Source organism: Gordonia bronchialis DSM 43247, from assembly GCF_000024785.1.
Classification (GTDB): domain Bacteria; phylum Actinomycetota; class Actinomycetes; order Mycobacteriales; family Mycobacteriaceae; genus Gordonia; species Gordonia bronchialis.
Map to the genome: position 1 here is coordinate 4,575,547 of NC_013441.1, position 17,295 is coordinate 4,592,841.

Here is a 17,295-nt window from a genome sequence, read left to right on the forward strand (position 1 = left end):
GACTCAGGTTCGGCGAGGTCGCATCGGTGCTGGTCATTGCCGAGTCGGCCGAGCGCTCGGTCCGCGATTAGACTCGCGGCTGCGCCCACCGCGGGCGCCGTGGACCGTCGGCGGCCGCGCCACACCAGGTCGGGGGCTTGATCATCGTGACGAATTTTCTGCTGTGACCGATCGTCGACTCCTGTTCGCGCGCACCACCCTCGAGATCATCTCGGCGAAGGGGTTGCACGCACTGACCCACCGGGCCGTCGACGAGGCGGCCGGCGTGCCCGCCGGTTCGGTGAACTACTACGCGCCGACGCGCTCCAAGCTGATGCAGCTGGCGCTCGGCGCGGCCCGGCAGTTGATGTGGGACATCGCGATGGTCTCCTTCGCGCCGATGACCGACGTCTCCAACCTCGACGAGGACGTGGTCCTCGACTGCACCACCGACTTCGTCCTGAAGATGGCCACCGACGGCGAGAGCTTCGTCAAGGCGTACTACGCGATCCTCGTCGAGGCCCAGTTCGACGCGGAGCTGTTCGCCGAGATCATGCGTCAGCGAACGATGTTCATCGAGTTCACCCAGCCGTTCGTGTCGGTCTTCGAACCCAATCACACCGAGCGCGTCGCCGAGCTGGTGGTCGCCCTGATGGAAGGTCTCATCCAGCAGCAGGCGCTGGTGGCCGCCGAGACGTTCCCGCGGTCGGTGATCCGCGGGATGATCGCGCGCATCTTCGGCTTCCAGGGTGGCGAGGTGCCCGTGCGGGAGCGGGTGGACTGAGGTCTGACAGGGTTCTGCGAGAACGATGTCCGATGGGTTGCCCTGACCCAACAGACGAGTGTGACGTTGTGCCCGGATTCCGGGCACAACGTCACACAGAACTCGAAGGGTCAGGCCGCGGCGCTCGCCTCCTGCGCGGCCGGTTCCAGTGCCTGCGCGACGATCTCGGCCACGTCGGTCATCGGCTTGACGTCCAGCGCGTCGAGCACCTCGGCCGGCACGTCGTCGAGGTCGGGCTCGTTGCGTTGCGGGATGAACACCGTCTTGAGTCCATTCCGTTGTGCGGCAAGCAATTTCTGCTTGACCCCGCCGATCGGCAGGACCCGCCCGTTGAGCGTGACCTCGCCGGTCATGCCGACGTCGGCGCGAACCTTGCGGCCGGTCGCCATCGACACCAGGGCGGTGACCATGGTGACGCCGGCACTCGGACCGTCCTTGGGCACCGCACCCGCAGGCACGTGCACGTGGATGGTCTTGTTCAGTGATTCCGGGTCGATGCCGAGCTGATCGGCGTGCGCCCGCACGTAGGAGAGCGCGATCTGCGCGGACTCCTTCATCACGTCACCGAGTTGGCCGGTCAGCTGCAGAGAAGGCTTACCGTCTGTGGAGTTCACCTCGATGAACAGCACATCGCCGCCCATGCCGGTGACCGCCAGGCCGGTCGCCACACCCGGAACCGCCGTTCGCTCTTCGGATTCCGGCGTGAACCGGGCCCGGCCCACGTAGTCCTTCAGGTCGTCGACGCCGATGGTGATGGGCGCCTTCAACTTTCCGGATTCGATGTTGGTCGCCGCCTTGCGCAGTAGCTTGGCCAGCAGCCGTTCGTACTGTCGCACACCGGGTTCGCGGGTGTAGTTGGCCGCGATCTCACGCAGGGCGTCGTCGTCGACGATCACCTCGTCGGTGGTCAGGGCCGCGCGCTCGGCCTGCCGCGGGAGCAGGAAGTCGCGGGCGATGGCCACCTTGTCATCCTCGGTGTAGCCGTCGAGCGTGACCAGTTCCATCCGGTCCAGCAGCGGTCCGGGGATGTTCTCGACGACGTTGGCGGTCGCCAGGAACAGGACGTCGGACAGGTCCAGATCCAGATCGAGGTAGTGGTCGCGGAAGGTGTGGTTCTGCGCGGGGTCGAGGACCTCGAGCAATGCGGCTGCCGGATCGCCCCGGTAGTCGGAGCCCACCTTGTCGATCTCATCCAGCAGCACAACGGGATTCATCGATCCCGCCTCACCGATGGCACGCACGATCCGGCCGGGCAGCGCACCGACGTAGGTGCGCCGGTGGCCGCGGATCTCCGCCTCGTCGCGGACACCGCCGAGTGCGACGCGCACGAACTTGCGGCCGAGCGCACGCGCCACGGACTCACCCAGTGACGTCTTGCCGACGCCGGGCGGGCCGGCGAGCACCATGACGGCACCCGAGCCGCGTCCGCCGACGACCTGCATTCCCCGCTGCGCCCGACGCGCACGCACCGCCAGGTATTCGACGATGCGGTCTTTCACGTCGTCGAGGCCGTGGTGGTCGGCGTCGAGGATCTCGCGGGCACCCTTGATGTCGGTGGAGTCGTCGGTCTTGGTGTTCCACGGCAGGTCGAGCACGGTGTCGAGCCATGTTCTGATCCAACCGCTTTCGGGCGATTGGTCGCTGGCGCGTTCGAGCTTGCCGACCTCACGCAACGCCGCTTCGCGGACATTGTCGGGCAGGTCGGCGGATTCGACGCGGCCGCGGTAGTCGTCGGCGCCGTCGGGCTCGTCCTCGCCGAGTTCCTTGCGGATGGCGGCCAGCTGTTGGCGCAGCAGGAATTCCTTCTGCTGCTTCTCCATTCCGTTGCGCACGTCGTCGGCGATCTTGTCGGAGACCTCGGTCTCGGCGATGTGCTCGCTGGTCCAGTCGATCAGCAGCTGCAGTCGTTCGCCCACGTCGGGCGTTTCGAGCAGCTGACGCTTCTGGACGCCGGTGAGCCACGACGAGTAGCCGGAGGTATCGGCGAGCTCCGACGGGTCACTCATCTTGTTGACCGCGTCGATGACCTGCCACGCCTCGCGGCGCTGCAGCATGGCCAGCACGAGTTGCTTGTACTCGGCCGCACGCGCCTTGGTCTCGTCGGTGATCTGCGGATCGTCGGCCTCGGTGACCTCGACCCACAGCGCGTTGCCGTTGCCGGTGGTCCCGGTGCCGATGTGGGCACGCTTCTCGCCCTTCACGACGGCCGCCATACCGCCCCCGGGGATGCGTCCGACCTGCACGATCGACGCGATCACGCCGTAGGTCGGGTACCGGTCGTCCAGGCGCGGGGCGACGAGCAGCTTCTTCGATTCACTCGCACGTGCCGCGTCGACGGTCGCCTGAGCTGCGTCGTCGAGCGGGATGGGAACGACCATCCCGGGGAGAACGACGAGGTCGGGGACGAAGAGGACGGGCACTGAGTACGTATGGGACATCAAACCTCCAAAGTTCAGTCTGACCGACTCAACTGTGGTGGCAGGATGTTTGTTCCAGCGCGGTTTATGCCGTGGGTGAACGAGGACTGGGCCTCGCAAGGAGCGAGCATCCGTGCCTATCCCCGCCCCAACCCCGCGATCATCGCCCGCGCCAACGGCCTCGGGTCATACCCGGTGTCGTGCTCGGCACCGATACACAGGTTCCCGACGCCGCGCATGAGCTGGATTGGCTCGATGTCGGACTCGACTTCGCCGGCGGCGCGGGCCGCGTCGAGCAGCGACGCGCACACCGGGACGAGAGTGTCGAGGAAGAAGGCGTGCAGCGGATCGAAGCACGGGTCGTTGGACCGCAGCACCGAGGCAAGCCCATGCTTGGTGACCAGGAAATCGATGAAGCTGTCGATCCAACGGTCAAGGGCCCCAACGGCTGTCGACTCTGAGACGAGCAGCGCCGGCCCGGCCTTCGCGAGTTCCTCGACCTGATGGCGATACACCGCGATGACCAGATCGGCGCGCGTCGGGAAATGCCGGTAGATCGTGGCGGTGCCGACCCCGGCCCGCGTCGCGATCTCGCGGATCGGCACCTCGACTCCCCCGTCGACGAAGGCCGCCGCAGCGGCGTCGAGTAGTGCCTGCTCGTTGCGGCGCGCGTCGGCTCGTTTGGCACGTGGTGAAGCGCTGCTCGCCATCAACGACCTCGATCCCTAGATAAACGGGACGGTGTCCCGTATTGTTAGACGGGACACCGTCCCACTTAGTCCAGTGTTCCATTCCCAGCCCCAGGAGGCCAGTCATGGCACGCACCGTTGTTTTCGACGAGCCCGGCACACCCGATGTACTGCGGATCGTCGACGATCCGGTCGCCGACCCCGGTCCCGGCGCGGTCCGTATCTCGGTCGCAGCGTTCGGCGTCAATCAGCTCGATGCGCTCATACGCTCGGGCGCCTCACCGCGACCGATTCGGTTGCCGCACGCTCGACTCGGGCTCGAGGCCACCGGCACGGTCGACGCGGTGGGACCCGAGGTCAGCACCGTTTCCGTCGGCGACCGGGTACTCATCGCCGCGGTACCCGATTCCGACGTCAACGGCACCTACACCGAGCAGATCGTCGTCCCCGCCGAGCGCGTCGTGCGACGATCCGACGGACTCGACGACGTCGGCGCCGCCGCACTGTGGGTCTCCTACTCCACGGCCTATGGCGCATTGGTCGAGAAGGCCGGGATGCGGCCGGGCGACCACGTACTCATCACCGCGGCATCCAGCGGCGTCGGGTTGGCCGCGATCCAGATCGCCAACCAGATCGGCGCCGTCCCGCTGGCGACCACCCGCACCGAGGCCAAGCGAGACGCACTCCTGGCCGCCGGCGCGAGCGCTGTCGCCGTGACCGACAACGACGACGTGGTGGCATTTGCCCAGCGCCACACCGGCGGTCGGGGCGTCGACATCATTCTGGACACGATCCTCGGACCCGGACTGGCCCACCTCGCCGGTGCGGCCCGCCCCGGCGGAACGCTGGTCACCGCAGGCTGGCTCGACCCGCGTCCGGCGTCGTTTCCCAGCGGCGGCCCGCTGACCATCCACCGCTACATGAGTTTTGAGCACACGCTCGATCCGGTGGTCACCCGCCGGATGGCCGCCTTCTTCGACGCGGGACTGCGCAGCGGAGTCCTACGGCCGACCGTCGATCGGGTCTTCGGGTTCGACGAGATCATCGACGCGCACAAGTATCTGGAACAGGGCGCTCACGTGGGCAAGATCGTCGTCACGGTCTGAGCGGTAAGCCATCCACCGATCGGGGGACCCCACGATCACCCGCCCGATCCACCGGTCGGCGGAGGGTGCATCGTCGCTGGTTGCGGCACAGTCATAGGTGTCAGTAACAACCCGCCCAGCCCCACCGGGACCGGACGACACGATCAGGAGAACATCATGACGATGTCGAAGAGCATCAAGAACCGCATCCTCGCCGGGACCGCTGCACTCGGGATCTCGGCAGCACTCGCCGCCGGCGGCGCGGGGCTCGCCCACGCCGGCACGGTGCCGGCGCGCCCGGGTGAACCGACCGTGGCGATGACACTTACCAACCACACCAACCACACCGAATGGCTGGTCTCGGCCACCCCCGGGACCGGCCAGTGGGTTCAGGCACCGACCCGTGCGCTGGCGCCCGGCGCCTCGGAGACCATTGTCTCTGCCGCACCCGGCAGCTCATACGAGACCGTGTTCGTCACCTACCGGATCGGCGCCGTGGGACCGCGGGCGACCTATAACATCGAGAATGTTCGCGGGAACGTCAACACGAACATGACCGGGACCACCGGCGGGCACTACTTCATCAACAGCCCGCATATCGCCACCGGCTACCCGAACGTCAACGTCAGCTACGACCTGTGGTGACCACGTCCCTCGTGCAGAGCCCGGCCGATGCCCCGCATCGGCCGGGCTTCTACTCAGCGCCGTAGGCTCGCGACCACCTCACGCGCGGCGCGCTCGCCCGATTCGATCGCTCCCTCGATATAGCCGGGGTGTTCGCTTGCCGTTTCGGTACCGGCCCAGAACACAGTCGCGGCACGGCGCCGCCCTGTCCGCACCCATCGGCCGCCTGCACTGGGCCCGTGCGGAGACCTCCGACGTCTGGGACGGCTACATGGCCGGCGCCGTGCGTTCCGGACACGAGCCGCCGCCGAGGTACTGGCGTGTCTGGGCGACGCATGACGATGGCGTCAGAACAACGTCCCCTGCTCCGGCCGACGGCTGGTCCGGCGACGCACATCGGGTGGCGGTGACGGCGTCGGACCGGTGTCCATCTCGACGCCGATCCAGCAGCAGATGACGTCGCAGACGTAGTCGAGTTCGTCGGGGGTGAGTGCGCGTCCCGGCGCGATCCCGTGCAGCCGGTCCAGGCACCCGCGACAGCAGGTGCCGGTGGCGTGCTGGGCCCGAAAGACGGGGTGCCCGCCCCACGGGGTTTGCTTGCCGTCGTTGCGCGGATGCGCCGGGGCCAGCCGGGTGGTCAGGAGTTCGGCGGCGTGCCGGCGGACCAGCGCCATCCCGTCGCGGACGACGATGGCGCGTTCATGGCGTCTAAGATGAAATCGCGAGCGGAAGCGGTGGCCGGAGACACGCCGCACCACGGCCTCGATCTCGCCGCCCACTTCGGTCACCACACCGAGGATAGGCCCCGTGCGACGATCGAATCGGTGACCCGAAGGAGGGTGAGCGCATGTCCGAGGACGACGCGGTGATCAAACGCATCTACGACGATCCCAGCGACGACGACGGTCAGCGGGTGCTCGTCGACCGGTTGTGGCCTCGCGGAATGAGCAAACAACGTGCAGCAATCGACGAGTGGTGTAAGACCGTCGCACCCAGCACTGACTTGCGGAAATGGTACGCACACGACCCCGTGCGGTTCGACGAGTTCCGCGCCCGATACGCCGACGAGCTGGCCGATGGAGACCAGGCGTCGGCGTTCGCCCATCTGCGAGACCTGCATCAGCACGGACGATTGACTCTGCTCACCGCGTCCAAGGCGCTCGACATCAGCGAAGCGCGTGTCCTGGCCGATCTGCTGAACGAGGGAACACTGGCCAACTGAGTTAAGTTGTGCGGCAGTCCCTTCGAGATCCTCTGCTAGGGCGCCTCAGTGATCGGTTCGGACCTCCGGCCGCTGGCAACCGTGGTTGACGCCGGGTTGAACGTGCGGGGTGACCTCCGCACCGACGCGGATGGTCAGCGCGGCCACCACCCCGCCGACCGCGCAGCAGCCCGCGGAGATCAGCATCGCCGTCCCGAAGCCGTCGCCGAGGGGCTGACCGGGACCGGGATCGATACCGGCGACCAGCGGTAGCGTCGCGACGGCGAGCAGACCCGCCAGTCGCGCGACCGCATTGTTGACGCCCGACGCGGTGCCGGCCTGCCGTTGTTCCACCGCGCCGAGGGCGGCTGCGGTGAGCGGTGCGACGGTGATGGTCATCCCGAGTCCGAAGACCAGCATGGCCGGTAGCACGGTGGTGACGTAGGTGGCGCCCGGCACGATCCGCACCATCAACGCCAGCCCGGCCGCGGCGATCAACGGCCCCACGGTCATCGGCAGGCGCGGGCCGGTGCGCTGGGCGAGCCTGCCGGAATGCGGCGACCCGAACAGCATGATGACGGTGCTGGGCATCGTCGCCAGACCGGCTTCCAGCGCCGAATATCCCATGCTCTGCTGCAACTGCAGCGCGAGCAGGAACAGCGCCCCACCGAGCGCCGCGTAGACCATCAGGGTCGTCACGTTGGCCCCGGTGAACTGTGCCGACCGGAACAGACCGAGCGGCAGCAGCGCTGCCGCACTGCGGGATTCGACGACGAGGAACACGAGGATCGCGACCACCCCGACCACCGCCGCACCGATGATGGCCGGGCTCCACCCGTGGGCCGGTCCTTCGATGAGGGCGTAGATGATGCCGGCAAGGCCCACCGTCACCGTCACGGCGCCGGCCACGTCGAAGCCGCCCGCCACCGTCTCCTCGCGCGACTCCGGGACATGCCGGATCGCAATCGCGATGGCGGCCACCGCGATCGGCACGATCACGAAGAACACGCCGCGCCACGACGCGGCGTCGACCATCCACCCACCCACGAACGGACCGAGAGCAGTTGTGGCACCGGACATTCCGGCCCACAGACCGATAGCCCGGCCGCGATCGTCGGGCGAGATCTCCGCGTCGATGAGCGCGAGGCTCCCCGGCACCACGGCCGCGGCGCCGATCCCCTGCGCGATCCGCGCGACGATCAACCAGTCGACCGACGGCGCCAATCCACACGCCATCGAGGCGAGTGCGAAAACGACCAGACCCCACACGAACAGTCGTCGTCGGCCGTAGCGGTCACCGGCCGCACCCCCGGCGAGCAGCAGTGCGCTCAATGTCAGCAGGTAGCCGTCGAGGACCCATTGCTGGCCGCCGAGCCCGGTGTCGAGGTCGCGGGCGATGACCGGCAGCGCGACGTTGACCACCGTGCCGTCGAGGAACGCGACGCCGGAGCCGAGGACGGCTGCGGCGATCAGCCAGCGGCCCGCGGGCGAGTCAGCCGGGATACCGGTCGGGGCGTCGGAGTTCATCTTCCCCAGTGTGCGCTCCCGCCGCGGTTGCCGACCCCATGTCGGTCCGTCCGCATAAGGTCGGGACCACACCGACGGGTATCAGGAGGGGGATCACATGACCACCAGCGAGACCAGCAGTCGGATGCTTGTCGTCTTCGGCGACCCGGAGGCCGACGCGGCCGCCGCGCTGCGTGACATCGCCGGGATCTCCCGGGTGCGAAGTACCGCCGACTTCCACGGGCAGGCCATCGACATGTCCGACGCCGCATCGGCGCAGGCCACGCTGTACGCGGAGCTCGGCGTCGTACTCGTGGACGTCGACGACGATCAGGGCGCCGCGCTACGTGCGGCCGCGCAGCGTCAGGTCCTGTCGGTGGAACCCGAGCTGGTGTTTCGCGCGCTACCCGGCCGGTCCGAGCGCGCGGCGCGCGTGCAGACCACCTTCGCCGACACCGATGCCTACACCTGGGGATTGCAGGCGACACGCGTGGATCACACCACCGCCACCGGCGCCGGGACCAAGGTCGCGGTGCTCGACACCGGATTCGCCTTCGATCATCCCGACTTCGAGGGCCGCCCCATCACCTCCGAGTCGTTTGTCGCGGGCGAGGACGCCACCGACCGGCAGGGCCACGGAACCCATTGTGCGGGAACGGTATGCGGGCCGGCGAAGCCTGACACGGGCCCCCGCTACGGGGTCGCACCGGCCGCCGAGCTGTACGTCGGGAAGGTGCTCGGCGACGATGGCACCGGCACGGACGGAAACATCCTGGCCGGCCTCAACTGGACCGTCGCATCGGGCTGCCAGGTGGTGTCGATGTCGCTGGGCGCCGACGTCCGCGCACCGTCGGCGGCCTACGAACGGGTCGGGTCACGCGCGCTCGCGGCCGGGACGCTGATCGTGGCTGCCGCCGGCAACAATGCGAATCGGCCCGCCGATCCGGGATTCGTAGGCGTCCCGGCCAACAGCACCTCGATCATGGCCGTCGCAGCCGTGGACCCCGCACTGGCCGTCGCACCCTTCTCCGCGGCCGCCATCGACGTCGACGGCGGTGAGATCGACATCGCCGCACCCGGGGTCGACGTCTACTCCACGTGGCTGATGCCGCAGCGCTACAACACGATCAGCGGGACCAGCATGGCCACCCCGCATGTCGCGGCGCTCGCCGCGCTGTGGCATCAGCGCACCGGCGCCACCGGTGCCGACCTGTGGACGGCGCTGACCGGCGCGGCCGAGCGTCTGCGCGGCGCGCCGACCGATGTCGGCATCGGGTTGACCGTGGCTCCTTGATCGGCGGTTCGCGGCGGTGATCCACAGATAGCCTGGAGTCATGCCGGACATCACACTGACTGTCGCCGACGATCACCTCGCGAACATCGCCGCGGTCGCCGACGCGGCTCGGGCCGCCGGTATGCGAGTCGATCAGGTCCTCGACCAGGTCGGGGTGATCTGCGGTTCGGCATCCGACGACTGTGCGTCGACGCTGCGCGACCTCGACGGTGTGGATGCCGTCGAGGCCGCCGCCACGTTCCGTCTTCCGCCGCCGGATTCGAGAGTGCAGTAGGGGTTCACCTCGCCTTCGCGTCCCCGAACACACCGTCACGTTCGGCGACGGCGTTACGGAAACCCGTTGCGGCGGCCCGCTGTTGGAAGGCATAACCTTCGGCGGTGTGTCGTGAGATGCCGTCGAAGACGGTGCTGATCATCCCCGAGTTGGCCACCCCCTGCGCCAGCAACGCACTGTTGAGGGCCAGTTTGGTCATGATGAGCTGATTGATCGGGACAGCCGCGATCCGGGCGAGGAGGTCCTCGGTGCGCTCGTCGAGCAGGTCTGCGGGCACCGCCTCGACGGCCAGCCCCCATTCCGCCGCCTGCGCGCCGGTGATGCTGTCACCGGTCAACAGCAGACGTTTGGCCCGTTGATCGCCCACCCGATGCGCCCACATCCCCGCGGCGGGCACACCCCACACGCGCGTCGGTGGGTAGCCGATGCGCGTGTCGTCGGCGCAGATGATCTGATCGGCGTAGAGCGCGATGTCGGTGCCGCCGGCGATCGCGAACCCGTGCAGTTTCGCGACGGTGGGTTTGTTGGCGTAGAGCAGGCTCGCGAAGCCGCGGTTGAAGCGGCTCATCATCTGGTAGTCGATCATCGGATCCCAGGTGCCGTCCGGGTCGTGGTTGCGGGCCTGCACCACCGGGTCGAGCACGGTGCCGGTGGTGTCCGGGCGATCGCCTGGCGCCTCGGCGTTCTCGGCGAAGATCGACAGGTCGTACCCACCGCAGAATCCCTTACCCCGCCCCGACACCACGATGACGTGCACACGGGGGTCGAGGTCGGCACGTTCCACCGCGGCGGCCAGATCGATGGGTGTGTCGGCGGTGATCGCGTTTCCGCGTTCGGGGCGGTCGAAGGTGATGCGGGCGATACGGCCGGTCACCTCGTAGGTGAGCGTCGGATAGCGGGTTGGGCCGTCGGGCGTCGGACGTTCCGCGAATTGTGCTCGCTCGGTGAGTGGTTCACGCCAGGCGGCGGGGCGGTCGTCGGCCGTACTCATGCGAACGCTCCGACTGCGGGGATCGCGCGCTCGACGATGGTCGTGACGTCGACGCCGGACGGCAGGGTGCCGAACACATCGCCCCGATCGCCGGCGAGCCGGGTGGCCGAAAAGGCCCCGGCGACAGCATCGTTGCCGCGTCGAACCAACAGGGAGCCCTGAAGAAGCGCGGCCATGTCGCCGACGATACGTCGAGCGAGGTACTGCAACGCGTCCGGGTCCGTCGGGTCGATCGATGTCATGGTCCGCTCGAACTCCTCGATAGCCCGGTCGAGTCGACGGTCTTCGCCTGCGGCGGATTTCACCTCGTCGAGGAACACGCCGAGGGTGTCGGGCTGACGGGCCATGGCGCGCAACGCATCCAGTGCGGCCACGTTGCCCGATCCCTCCCAGATCGACAGCAGCGGCGCCTCCCGGTAGAGGCGCGGCATCCGCGATTCCTCCACATAACCGTTGCCACCCAGACATTCCAGCGCCTCGGCGGCATGGATCGGGCCGCGTTTGCACACATGGTATTTCGTGACAGCAAGCGTGATCCGGCGGAGGAGATCGGCGCGCTGATCGCCACCGGCGGCCCGATCGGTGAGTTCGGCGAGCCACAGCGCAACCGTGGTCGCGGCCTCCGCCTCGACCGCCAGATCGGCGAGCACGTTGCGCATCAGCGGCTGATCGGCGAGGCGCGCCCCGAAGGCGGTGCGGTGAGCAGCATGATGGGCGGCCTGCGCCACGCCGGATCGCATCGCGGTGGCGGCTCCGATGGCGCAGTCGAGGCGGGTGAGGTTGACCATCTCGACGATGGTCTTGACGCCGCGACCCTCATCGCCCACCCGCCAGGCGACGGTGCCGTCGTACTCGACCTCGCCACTCGCGTTGGAACGGTTGCCGAGCTTGTCCTTGAGTCGTTGCAGCAGAGAGGGATTGCGAGAACCGTCGGGAAGGACCCGCGGTAGGAGGAAGCGGGTCAGCCCGTCGGGTGCCTGGGCGAGGGTGAGGAAGACGTCCGACATCGGGGCCGAGGTGAACCACTTGTGACCGGTGATCCGGTACGAGCCGTCGGGTTGTGGCACCGCCGTCGTGGTGTTGGTACGCACGTCGGAGCCGCCCTGCTTCTCTGTCATCGACATCCCCGCGATCAGTCCGCGTTTGGTCAGCGGCGCCCGCAGATGGGGGCCGTATTCCGGTGCACACAAAAGGGATTCGTATTGCGCGGCGAGTTCGGGGCGGCGCGCAGGGCGGGGACGGCGGCGTAGGTCATCGAGATCGGGCAGCCGTGTCCGGCGTCGACGTGACCCCAGACGCTGAACTTGGCGGCCCGGATGAGATGTGCGTGCGGACGGGGATCGGCCCACGGCGCGGCATGCAGCCCGTGGCGGACCGCGATGTCCATGAGTTGGTGGTAGGCGGGGTCGTAGGCGACCCCGTCGATGCGGTGGCCATACCGATCGTGCGTACGGAGTATCGGGGGATGCGCCTCGGCCCGGTCGCCGAGTTCGATGATCTCGGCGGTGCCGGCGAGCGCACCGAGCGCGCGGATCTCGTCGATCGCATCGTCTTGCAGGCCGGACCGAAGGAGGAGGTCGGCCACGGCGGGTACGTCGGCGGCATTCATACCGACGAGCGGGGGGACCTGGTTGGTCACCTGATGAATGGGCATTCGCGAACTCCCTCGGTCAGTGGCTCATCGTCGGCGCGGCCGGCACGCCGCCTCGTCGCAGCATTACACATTTCGTTCGAGTGACACAAGGATGTAATGGGAATTGATGCACCGACGGGGTGCTAGTGGTCCGGGGGATAAAATAGTTTACGTTTGATAGTATGTGGGAATGGTGAATCGTGCTGCGGCTCCGCTGTTGTTGGTTGATGGGGATCGGGCACGGTTGGAGGGGTTGGTGCGGGCTTCGACGACGCCGGCCGGTCTGACGCGGCGGGCTCGGATGTGTTTGATGTCAGCCGATGGAACAGCGAAGGCCGACATTGCCGCGGTGGTGGGGGTGTCACGGCCGACGGTCGACAAGTGGCTGCAGCGCTACCGGGTTGGTGGGGTGGAGGCGTTGGTCGATGAGCAGCGCTCGGGGCGCCCGACCGAGATTGACGAGTCCAAGATCATCGCCGCCACCTTGCAGCGGCCACCGAAATCTCTGGGAGTCACCCACTGGTCGGCCCGCTTGTTGGCGCCGCGGGTCGGGGTCGATCACACCACGGTCTCGCGGGTGTGGCGCAAGTACAAGGTCACCCCCTGGCGCAGCGAGACGTTCAAGTTCTCCAACGACCCCGACCTCGACGCCAAGGTGGTCGATGTTGTTGGCCTGTATATGAATCCGCCGGAGAATGCGATCGTGCTCAGCATCGATGAGAAAAGCCAGATCCAGGCTCTCGACCGCACTCAACCGACGTTGCCGATGGCGCCGGGGCACTGCGAGCAACGCACGCATGATTACATTCGTCACGGCACCACGACCTTGTTCGCCGCACTAAACATCGCCACCGGCGAGGTCACCACCCAATGCAAACCGCGTCACCGCCATCAAGAGTTCCTCGCGTTCCTCAAACACGTCGCGAAAACCTATCCCGACCACCACCTGCACCTGGTCATGGACAACTACGGCACCCACAAGAAAGCCGAGGTAAAGGACTGGCTCGCCCAGAACCCCCGGATCACAGTGCATTTCACACCGACTTCCGGATCCTGGATGAACATGATCGAGGCCTGGTTCGCCATCATCGAACGCCAAGCGATCCACCGCGGCACCTTCACCAGCGTTCCCGACCTCGTCGCCGCCATCCGCCGATTCGTCACCAGCTGGAACACCCGCTGCGAACCATTTGTGTGGACCAAACCCGCGAATGAAATACTCGACAAAATCAAACGTAAACGAATTTCAAACACGGGCCACTAGCCTCCGAACACGATGGACAGCCCTCTCGTTCCCCCGGTCTCGGCGCGGTCAGCCGTGCTGAGCCTGCTGCTCGGCGCACAACCCCCGACGCTGAACGTGCGCGAAATAGTCGGCGCCATGGGCCTTTTCGGGATCTCCGAGTCGGCCACCCGAGTGGCCCTGACGCGGATGGTCGCCGGCGGCGACCTCTTGCGGCACGAGTCCGCGTACACGTTGTCCGAGCGGCTTCTGCGCCGACAGGAACAGGTGGAGCCACCGGCCCGGCGCCGATGGTCGGGGTCCTGGGAGATGGCGGTGGTCACCACCACCGGCCGCGCGGCGGCCGACCGCGTCGCCCTACGCACCGAGATGACCCGGCATCGGATCGCCGAGTTGCGCGAGGGTGTGTGGACCCGGCCCGCGAATCTCGTTCACCACTGGCCCGATCGGCTGCGCGAGGTGTCGACGTTCTTCGAGGCGCGCCCTGACGGCGAGCCGGCCGAACTGGCTGCGCGGCTGTGGAATCTGGACGCCTGGGCTACCCGGGGTCAGGCCTACCTCGACGCGCTGGCGGCGGTGCACGACGAGCCGACTCGATTCGTCACCATGGTCGCTGCGGTCCACCATCTGCAGACCGACCCGCTGCTGCCGACCGAACTGCTACCGGCGCACTGGCCGGGTGAGCGGCTCGCCACGATCTACGCGGACTACCGCGCCTGGCTTGCTGCGATGCGCGAGGATCTGCGCGCCGGTGGTTTCGCGAGATGAGCGTTGCCGTCGTCCGCGCTGCGGCAAGGTCACCGATCCCTGCGCTACGACGTGCGCCGATGACCACCACCGAACAGGTTTGGGCGGGCGCGTCCACGGTTACTCGGGAGGGATGACTCCACTCTGGTTCCGGACATCTGATCGGCCCGCGGTACGCACCGGAGATCTGCCGGTCGATCACTACGATCACGTGGTGATCGGCGGCGGGATCACCGGCCTGTCCGCGGCGCTCATGCTCGCCCGTTCCGGGCGGACCGTCGCCGTGGTCGAGGCCCGATACCTCGGTGCCGCCGCCACCGGTCATACCACGGGCAAGGTGTCGTTGCTGCAGGGCACGCGTTTGTCGTCGATCGGCGAGCATCACGGCCCGGAGGTGCTGACCGACTACCTCGAAGCCAATCGCGCAGCTCAGGAGTGGCTCCTGGACTACTGCCGCACTCGTGACCTCGGCGTGGAGATGCGGACTGCCGTCACGTTCGCGTCGACCCCCGACGGGGTGCGGCAGGTGGTGAAGGAAGAATCCGCGTGCCGACGTGCCGGGCTGAGTACCGAGCGAACGACGTGTCCCGAGCTGCCGTTCCGCACGAGCATCGGAATTGCTGTCGACGATCAGGCGCAGATCGACCCGATGGTGGTACTCGGGTCCCTCGCCGCCGACATCCGCGGGCTCGGCGGCGACGTGATCGAAGGTGTGCGGGTGCGTGGTGTCAAGCACCGCAAGGGCTATGTGCTCGACACCGAAGCCGGTGAGCTGTCTGCCGATTCGGTGATCGTCGCCACCGGCACGCCGTTCCTCGACCGCGGTGGGTTCTTCGCCCGGGTCCACGCCCGGCGTTCCTACGCGGCGGCGTTCGCCGTCGACGAGCCCATCCCCGAAGACATGTATCTGTCCGCCGACAGCCCGTCGGTGTCGCTGCGCACCGCTCCCGATCCGGACAATCCCGATGAAAGGCTGTTGCTGGTAGGCGGTTTCGGCCATGACGTCGGGCGGGTGCGGTCCGAACAATCCCACGTCGACGAGATGTTGGCCTGGACGCGTGACCGGTTCCCCACCGCCCGGCTGGTGGCGCGCTGGTCGGCCCAGGATTACGAGTCCATCGACGAATTACCTTATGTGGGACCGCTTCTCCCGGGCACCGATGGCCTGCAGATCGCCACGGGGTTCGCCAAGTGGGGTCTGACCAACGGGGTGGCCGGGGCGCTGGCCATCACCGGGCACCTGTTGGGGTCGCCGCTGCCGTGGGCCAGCACCTTTCGCCCGTGGCGCAACTCGGAGCTCGCATCGGTGACGTCGCTGGCGTCGAACAACGCGTCGGTGGCCGTGCAGATGGTGTCGGGCTATCTCGCGCTGCTCCGTCCCGTCGACAAGGAGCCCCGCGAAGGTGCCGGGGCCGTGGGACATTCGGGTGTCTTACCGCGTGGGGTGTGCACCGTCGGCGGGTCCACCACCACCGTGGCACCGATCTGCACTCACCTCTACGGCGTGCTGCGCTGGAACGACGCCGAACGCAGTTGGGACTGCCCGCTGCACGGGTCGCGGTTCGATCATGCCGGACGGGTCCTCGAGGGTCCGGCCACCCGGCCGCTGCCCGGCGCCGGCACCGCGACGCCCGACTGATCATCGAGCCCTTCGGTGTCGGCGGGTCAGCACCGGCCGCACCACCGGGCCGATCACCGTCGCGATCGGCCGCTGGATCGCACCCGCACCCGCCCGGGTCGCCAGATCTATTGCGCGCGCGTCCAATCCGACCATGATGCGGTCACGTCCGGCGAGCACCCCGGCGAGGATGGCGGTGGCGGCCGCGGCCGGTCGGGTTCCTGGGAGTCGATGGTCGAATCCGTTGACGACTTCGTCGCGGATGTCGCCGACGGGGTATCGGGCGTCGCGGGCGATCGCGGTGTGCACCGCCCCGGGGTACACGATGTGTAGGCGGACCGGCGAGTCCGCGACCCGTAGTTCCGCCTGGACTCCCTCGCTGAAACCGCGGACAGCGAACTTCGACGCGCAGTAACTCGGCTGCATGGGGGAACCGAATAGGCCGAAGGCGCTCGAAGTGTTGACGATACGTCCTCCGCCGCCGTTCTCCAGGTGGTCTCGAAAGGCGTTGGTGCCGTACATAACTCCCGACCAGTTCACGTCCATGATCCGGCGCGCATAGTCGGTATCCTCGTCGAGAACGCCGGCGACCATCGTCGTGACCGCATTGTTGAATACCATCGACGGTGCCCCGTGCCGCTCGACCATGGCGTCGGCGTAGGCACGGACAGCGGCCTCGTCGGCGACGTCGAGGCGATGGACCACGATCGCGGCGCCACGGCTCACACAGTGGTGCGCGGTGTCCTCGACAGACCGCGTGTCGAGGTCGGTCAGCGCGAGCGTGACACCGCACCTGCTCAGGCGCAGTGCGAGCGCACGACCCATGCCCGACCCGGCCCCGGTGATCACCACCGGTCGTCCGGCGCAGAGGCGTCGGAGACGGGTGTCGGTGGTGCGTGGATGCCAGATCGAGGAGGACACCGCACAGGACTACCCAGCTTCGAGTCACCCCACACACGCGATTGCCGATGCGCCGGCAGAACCAGCAACTCCGGACCTCATCGGCTGGACTCAGTGTTGCCACCGCCAAAGGCAACGCCTGGTACCCATATTGACGTCTCATCTCCAGCAGCCGAGTTCCCGAGGCGGTCGGTCGGTGTCGTCCGATCGAAAACATCTGCAGGGCAGTAGATTCCGTGCGAGGAGACCTACCCGAAGATTCTACTTCGGATCTTGTTGCGCACTCGACCGAAGCTGTGTAGCATCGAAC

16 protein-coding genes and 1 pseudogene are annotated in these 17,295 nt (G+C 67.7%); 9 read left to right on the top strand and 8 right to left on the bottom strand.

Annotated elements, in window-relative coordinates; genetic code table 11:
* The first annotated feature begins 163 nt into the window (after window positions 1-163).
* On the top strand, window positions 164-763 hold the full coding sequence (locus tag GBRO_RS24850) for a TetR/AcrR family transcriptional regulator (RefSeq protein WP_012835908.1): 600 nt from the start codon (window positions 164-166) through the stop codon (window positions 761-763).
* Window positions 764-873: 110 nt separating this feature from the next.
* On the opposite strand, the gene lon is transcribed toward GBRO_RS24850, so the two are convergent.
* On the bottom strand, window positions 874-3,201 hold the full coding sequence (gene lon / locus GBRO_RS21230; protein WP_012835909.1) for an endopeptidase La: 2,328 nt from the start codon (window positions 3,199-3,201) through the stop codon (window positions 874-876).
* A 116-nt stretch (window positions 3,202-3,317) separates the two neighbouring features.
* Window positions 3,318-3,890 carry a TetR/AcrR family transcriptional regulator gene (locus GBRO_RS21235; RefSeq protein ID WP_012835910.1) on the bottom strand — a complete coding sequence of 191 codons (573 nt, stop codon included), beginning with the start codon at window positions 3,888-3,890 and terminating at the stop codon, window positions 3,318-3,320.
* A 104-nt stretch (window positions 3,891-3,994) separates the two neighbouring features.
* Between GBRO_RS21235 and GBRO_RS21240 the strand changes: the two genes are divergently transcribed.
* Together GBRO_RS21240 and GBRO_RS21245 are read left to right on the top strand one after the other, a co-directional pair.
* On the top strand, window positions 3,995-4,975 hold the full coding sequence (locus GBRO_RS21240; protein WP_012835911.1) for a zinc-dependent alcohol dehydrogenase family protein: 981 nt from the start codon (window positions 3,995-3,997) through the stop codon (window positions 4,973-4,975).
* 156 nt (window positions 4,976-5,131) lie between these two features.
* Entirely contained in the window at window positions 5,132-5,599 is a 468-nt protein-coding gene (locus tag GBRO_RS21245) for a hypothetical protein (RefSeq protein WP_012835912.1), read from the top strand.
* 53 nt (window positions 5,600-5,652) lie between these two features.
* Here GBRO_RS21245 and GBRO_RS26085 read toward each other — a convergent pair whose 3' ends face one another.
* Both GBRO_RS26085 and GBRO_RS21250 read right to left on the bottom strand, forming a co-directional pair.
* Window positions 5,653-5,793 carry an FAD-dependent oxidoreductase gene (locus GBRO_RS26085; protein WP_012835913.1) on the bottom strand — a complete coding sequence of 47 codons (141 nt, stop codon included), beginning with the start codon at window positions 5,791-5,793 and terminating at the stop codon, window positions 5,653-5,655.
* Window positions 5,794-5,925: 132 nt separating this feature from the next.
* Entirely contained in the window at window positions 5,926-6,366 is a 441-nt protein-coding gene (locus GBRO_RS21250) for a DUF4186 domain-containing protein (RefSeq protein ID WP_223372679.1), read from the bottom strand.
* Window positions 6,367-6,425: 59 nt separating this feature from the next.
* Between GBRO_RS21250 and GBRO_RS21255 the strand changes: the two genes are divergently transcribed.
* Window positions 6,426-6,800 carry a DUF488 domain-containing protein gene (locus tag GBRO_RS21255; RefSeq protein WP_012835915.1) on the top strand — a complete coding sequence of 125 codons (375 nt, stop codon included), beginning with the start codon at window positions 6,426-6,428 and terminating at the stop codon, window positions 6,798-6,800.
* A 45-nt stretch (window positions 6,801-6,845) separates the two neighbouring features.
* Here GBRO_RS21255 and GBRO_RS21260 read toward each other — a convergent pair whose 3' ends face one another.
* Entirely contained in the window at window positions 6,846-8,306 is a 1,461-nt protein-coding gene (locus GBRO_RS21260) for an MFS transporter (protein ID WP_012835916.1), read from the bottom strand.
* Between the two features lie 97 nt (window positions 8,307-8,403).
* Between GBRO_RS21260 and GBRO_RS21265 the strand changes: the two genes are divergently transcribed.
* A complete protein-coding gene (locus GBRO_RS21265; protein WP_012835917.1) occupies window positions 8,404-9,579 on the top strand; it encodes a S8 family serine peptidase in 1,176 nt (391 codons plus the stop codon).
* A 40-nt stretch (window positions 9,580-9,619) separates the two neighbouring features.
* Window positions 9,620-9,853, top strand: coding sequence for a hypothetical protein (locus tag GBRO_RS21270; RefSeq protein ID WP_012835918.1), 234 nt, complete (start codon window positions 9,620-9,622; stop codon window positions 9,851-9,853).
* A gap of 4 nt (window positions 9,854-9,857) precedes the next feature.
* On the opposite strand, the gene GBRO_RS21275 is transcribed toward GBRO_RS21270, so the two are convergent.
* Window positions 9,858-10,844: a crotonase/enoyl-CoA hydratase family protein gene (locus GBRO_RS21275; RefSeq protein WP_012835919.1), complete on the bottom strand. Its 987-nt coding sequence runs from the start codon at window positions 10,842-10,844 to the stop codon at window positions 9,858-9,860.
* A pseudogene (locus GBRO_RS21280) lies at window positions 10,841-12,498 on the bottom strand (acyl-CoA dehydrogenase family protein). The gene GBRO_RS21275 and the pseudogene GBRO_RS21280 overlap by 4 nt, the downstream one beginning before the upstream one ends.
* Window positions 12,499-12,667: 169 nt before the next feature.
* On the opposite strand from GBRO_RS21280, the gene GBRO_RS21285 reads away from it, so the two are divergent.
* The 3 genes from GBRO_RS21285 to GBRO_RS21295 all read left to right on the top strand — a co-directional run bounded on the left by GBRO_RS21285 (window position 12,668) and on the right by GBRO_RS21295 (window position 16,106).
* Entirely contained in the window at window positions 12,668-13,741 is a 1,074-nt protein-coding gene (locus tag GBRO_RS21285) for an IS630 family transposase (RefSeq protein ID WP_012832538.1), read from the top strand.
* Window positions 13,742-13,753: 12 nt separating this feature from the next.
* Window positions 13,754-14,488 (top strand): PaaX family transcriptional regulator C-terminal domain-containing protein, encoded by a 735-nt coding sequence (locus GBRO_RS21290; RefSeq protein WP_012835920.1) that lies wholly within the window; start codon window positions 13,754-13,756, stop codon window positions 14,486-14,488.
* Window positions 14,489-14,600: 112 nt separating this feature from the next.
* Window positions 14,601-16,106: an FAD-dependent oxidoreductase gene (locus tag GBRO_RS21295; RefSeq protein ID WP_012835921.1), complete on the top strand. Its 1,506-nt coding sequence runs from the start codon at window positions 14,601-14,603 to the stop codon at window positions 16,104-16,106.
* On the opposite strand, the gene GBRO_RS21300 is transcribed toward GBRO_RS21295, so the two are convergent.
* Window positions 16,107-17,006 carry an SDR family NAD(P)-dependent oxidoreductase gene (locus GBRO_RS21300; protein ID WP_223372683.1) on the bottom strand — a complete coding sequence of 300 codons (900 nt, stop codon included), beginning with the start codon at window positions 17,004-17,006 and terminating at the stop codon, window positions 16,107-16,109.
* Window positions 17,007-17,295 lie beyond the last annotated feature (289 nt).

Bases quoted from the DNA above. Each gene is read 5' to 3' on its own strand.
- lon (WP_012835909.1), bottom strand. From the start codon at position 3,201: ATGTCCCATACGTACTCAGTGCCCGTCCTCTTCGTCCCCGACCTCGTC.
- GBRO_RS21235 (WP_012835910.1), bottom strand. From the start codon at position 3,890: ATGGCGAGCAGCGCTTCACCACGTGCCAAACGAGCCGACGCGCGCCGC.
- GBRO_RS21240 (WP_012835911.1), top strand. From the start codon at position 3,995: ATGGCACGCACCGTTGTTTTCGACGAGCCCGGCACACCCGATGTACTG.
- GBRO_RS21245 (WP_012835912.1), top strand. From the start codon at position 5,132: ATGACGATGTCGAAGAGCATCAAGAACCGCATCCTCGCCGGGACCGCT.
- GBRO_RS21255 (WP_012835915.1), top strand. From the start codon at position 6,426: ATGTCCGAGGACGACGCGGTGATCAAACGCATCTACGACGATCCCAGC.
- GBRO_RS21260 (WP_012835916.1), bottom strand. From the start codon at position 8,306: ATGAACTCCGACGCCCCGACCGGTATCCCGGCTGACTCGCCCGCGGGC.
- GBRO_RS21265 (WP_012835917.1), top strand. From the start codon at position 8,404: ATGACCACCAGCGAGACCAGCAGTCGGATGCTTGTCGTCTTCGGCGAC.
- GBRO_RS21270 (WP_012835918.1), top strand. From the start codon at position 9,620: ATGCCGGACATCACACTGACTGTCGCCGACGATCACCTCGCGAACATC.
- GBRO_RS21275 (WP_012835919.1), bottom strand. From the start codon at position 10,844: ATGAGTACGGCCGACGACCGCCCCGCCGCCTGGCGTGAACCACTCACC.
- GBRO_RS21285 (WP_012832538.1), top strand. From the start codon at position 12,668: ATGGTGAATCGTGCTGCGGCTCCGCTGTTGTTGGTTGATGGGGATCGG.
- GBRO_RS21290 (WP_012835920.1), top strand. From the start codon at position 13,754: ATGGACAGCCCTCTCGTTCCCCCGGTCTCGGCGCGGTCAGCCGTGCTG.
- GBRO_RS21295 (WP_012835921.1), top strand. From the start codon at position 14,601: ATGACTCCACTCTGGTTCCGGACATCTGATCGGCCCGCGGTACGCACC.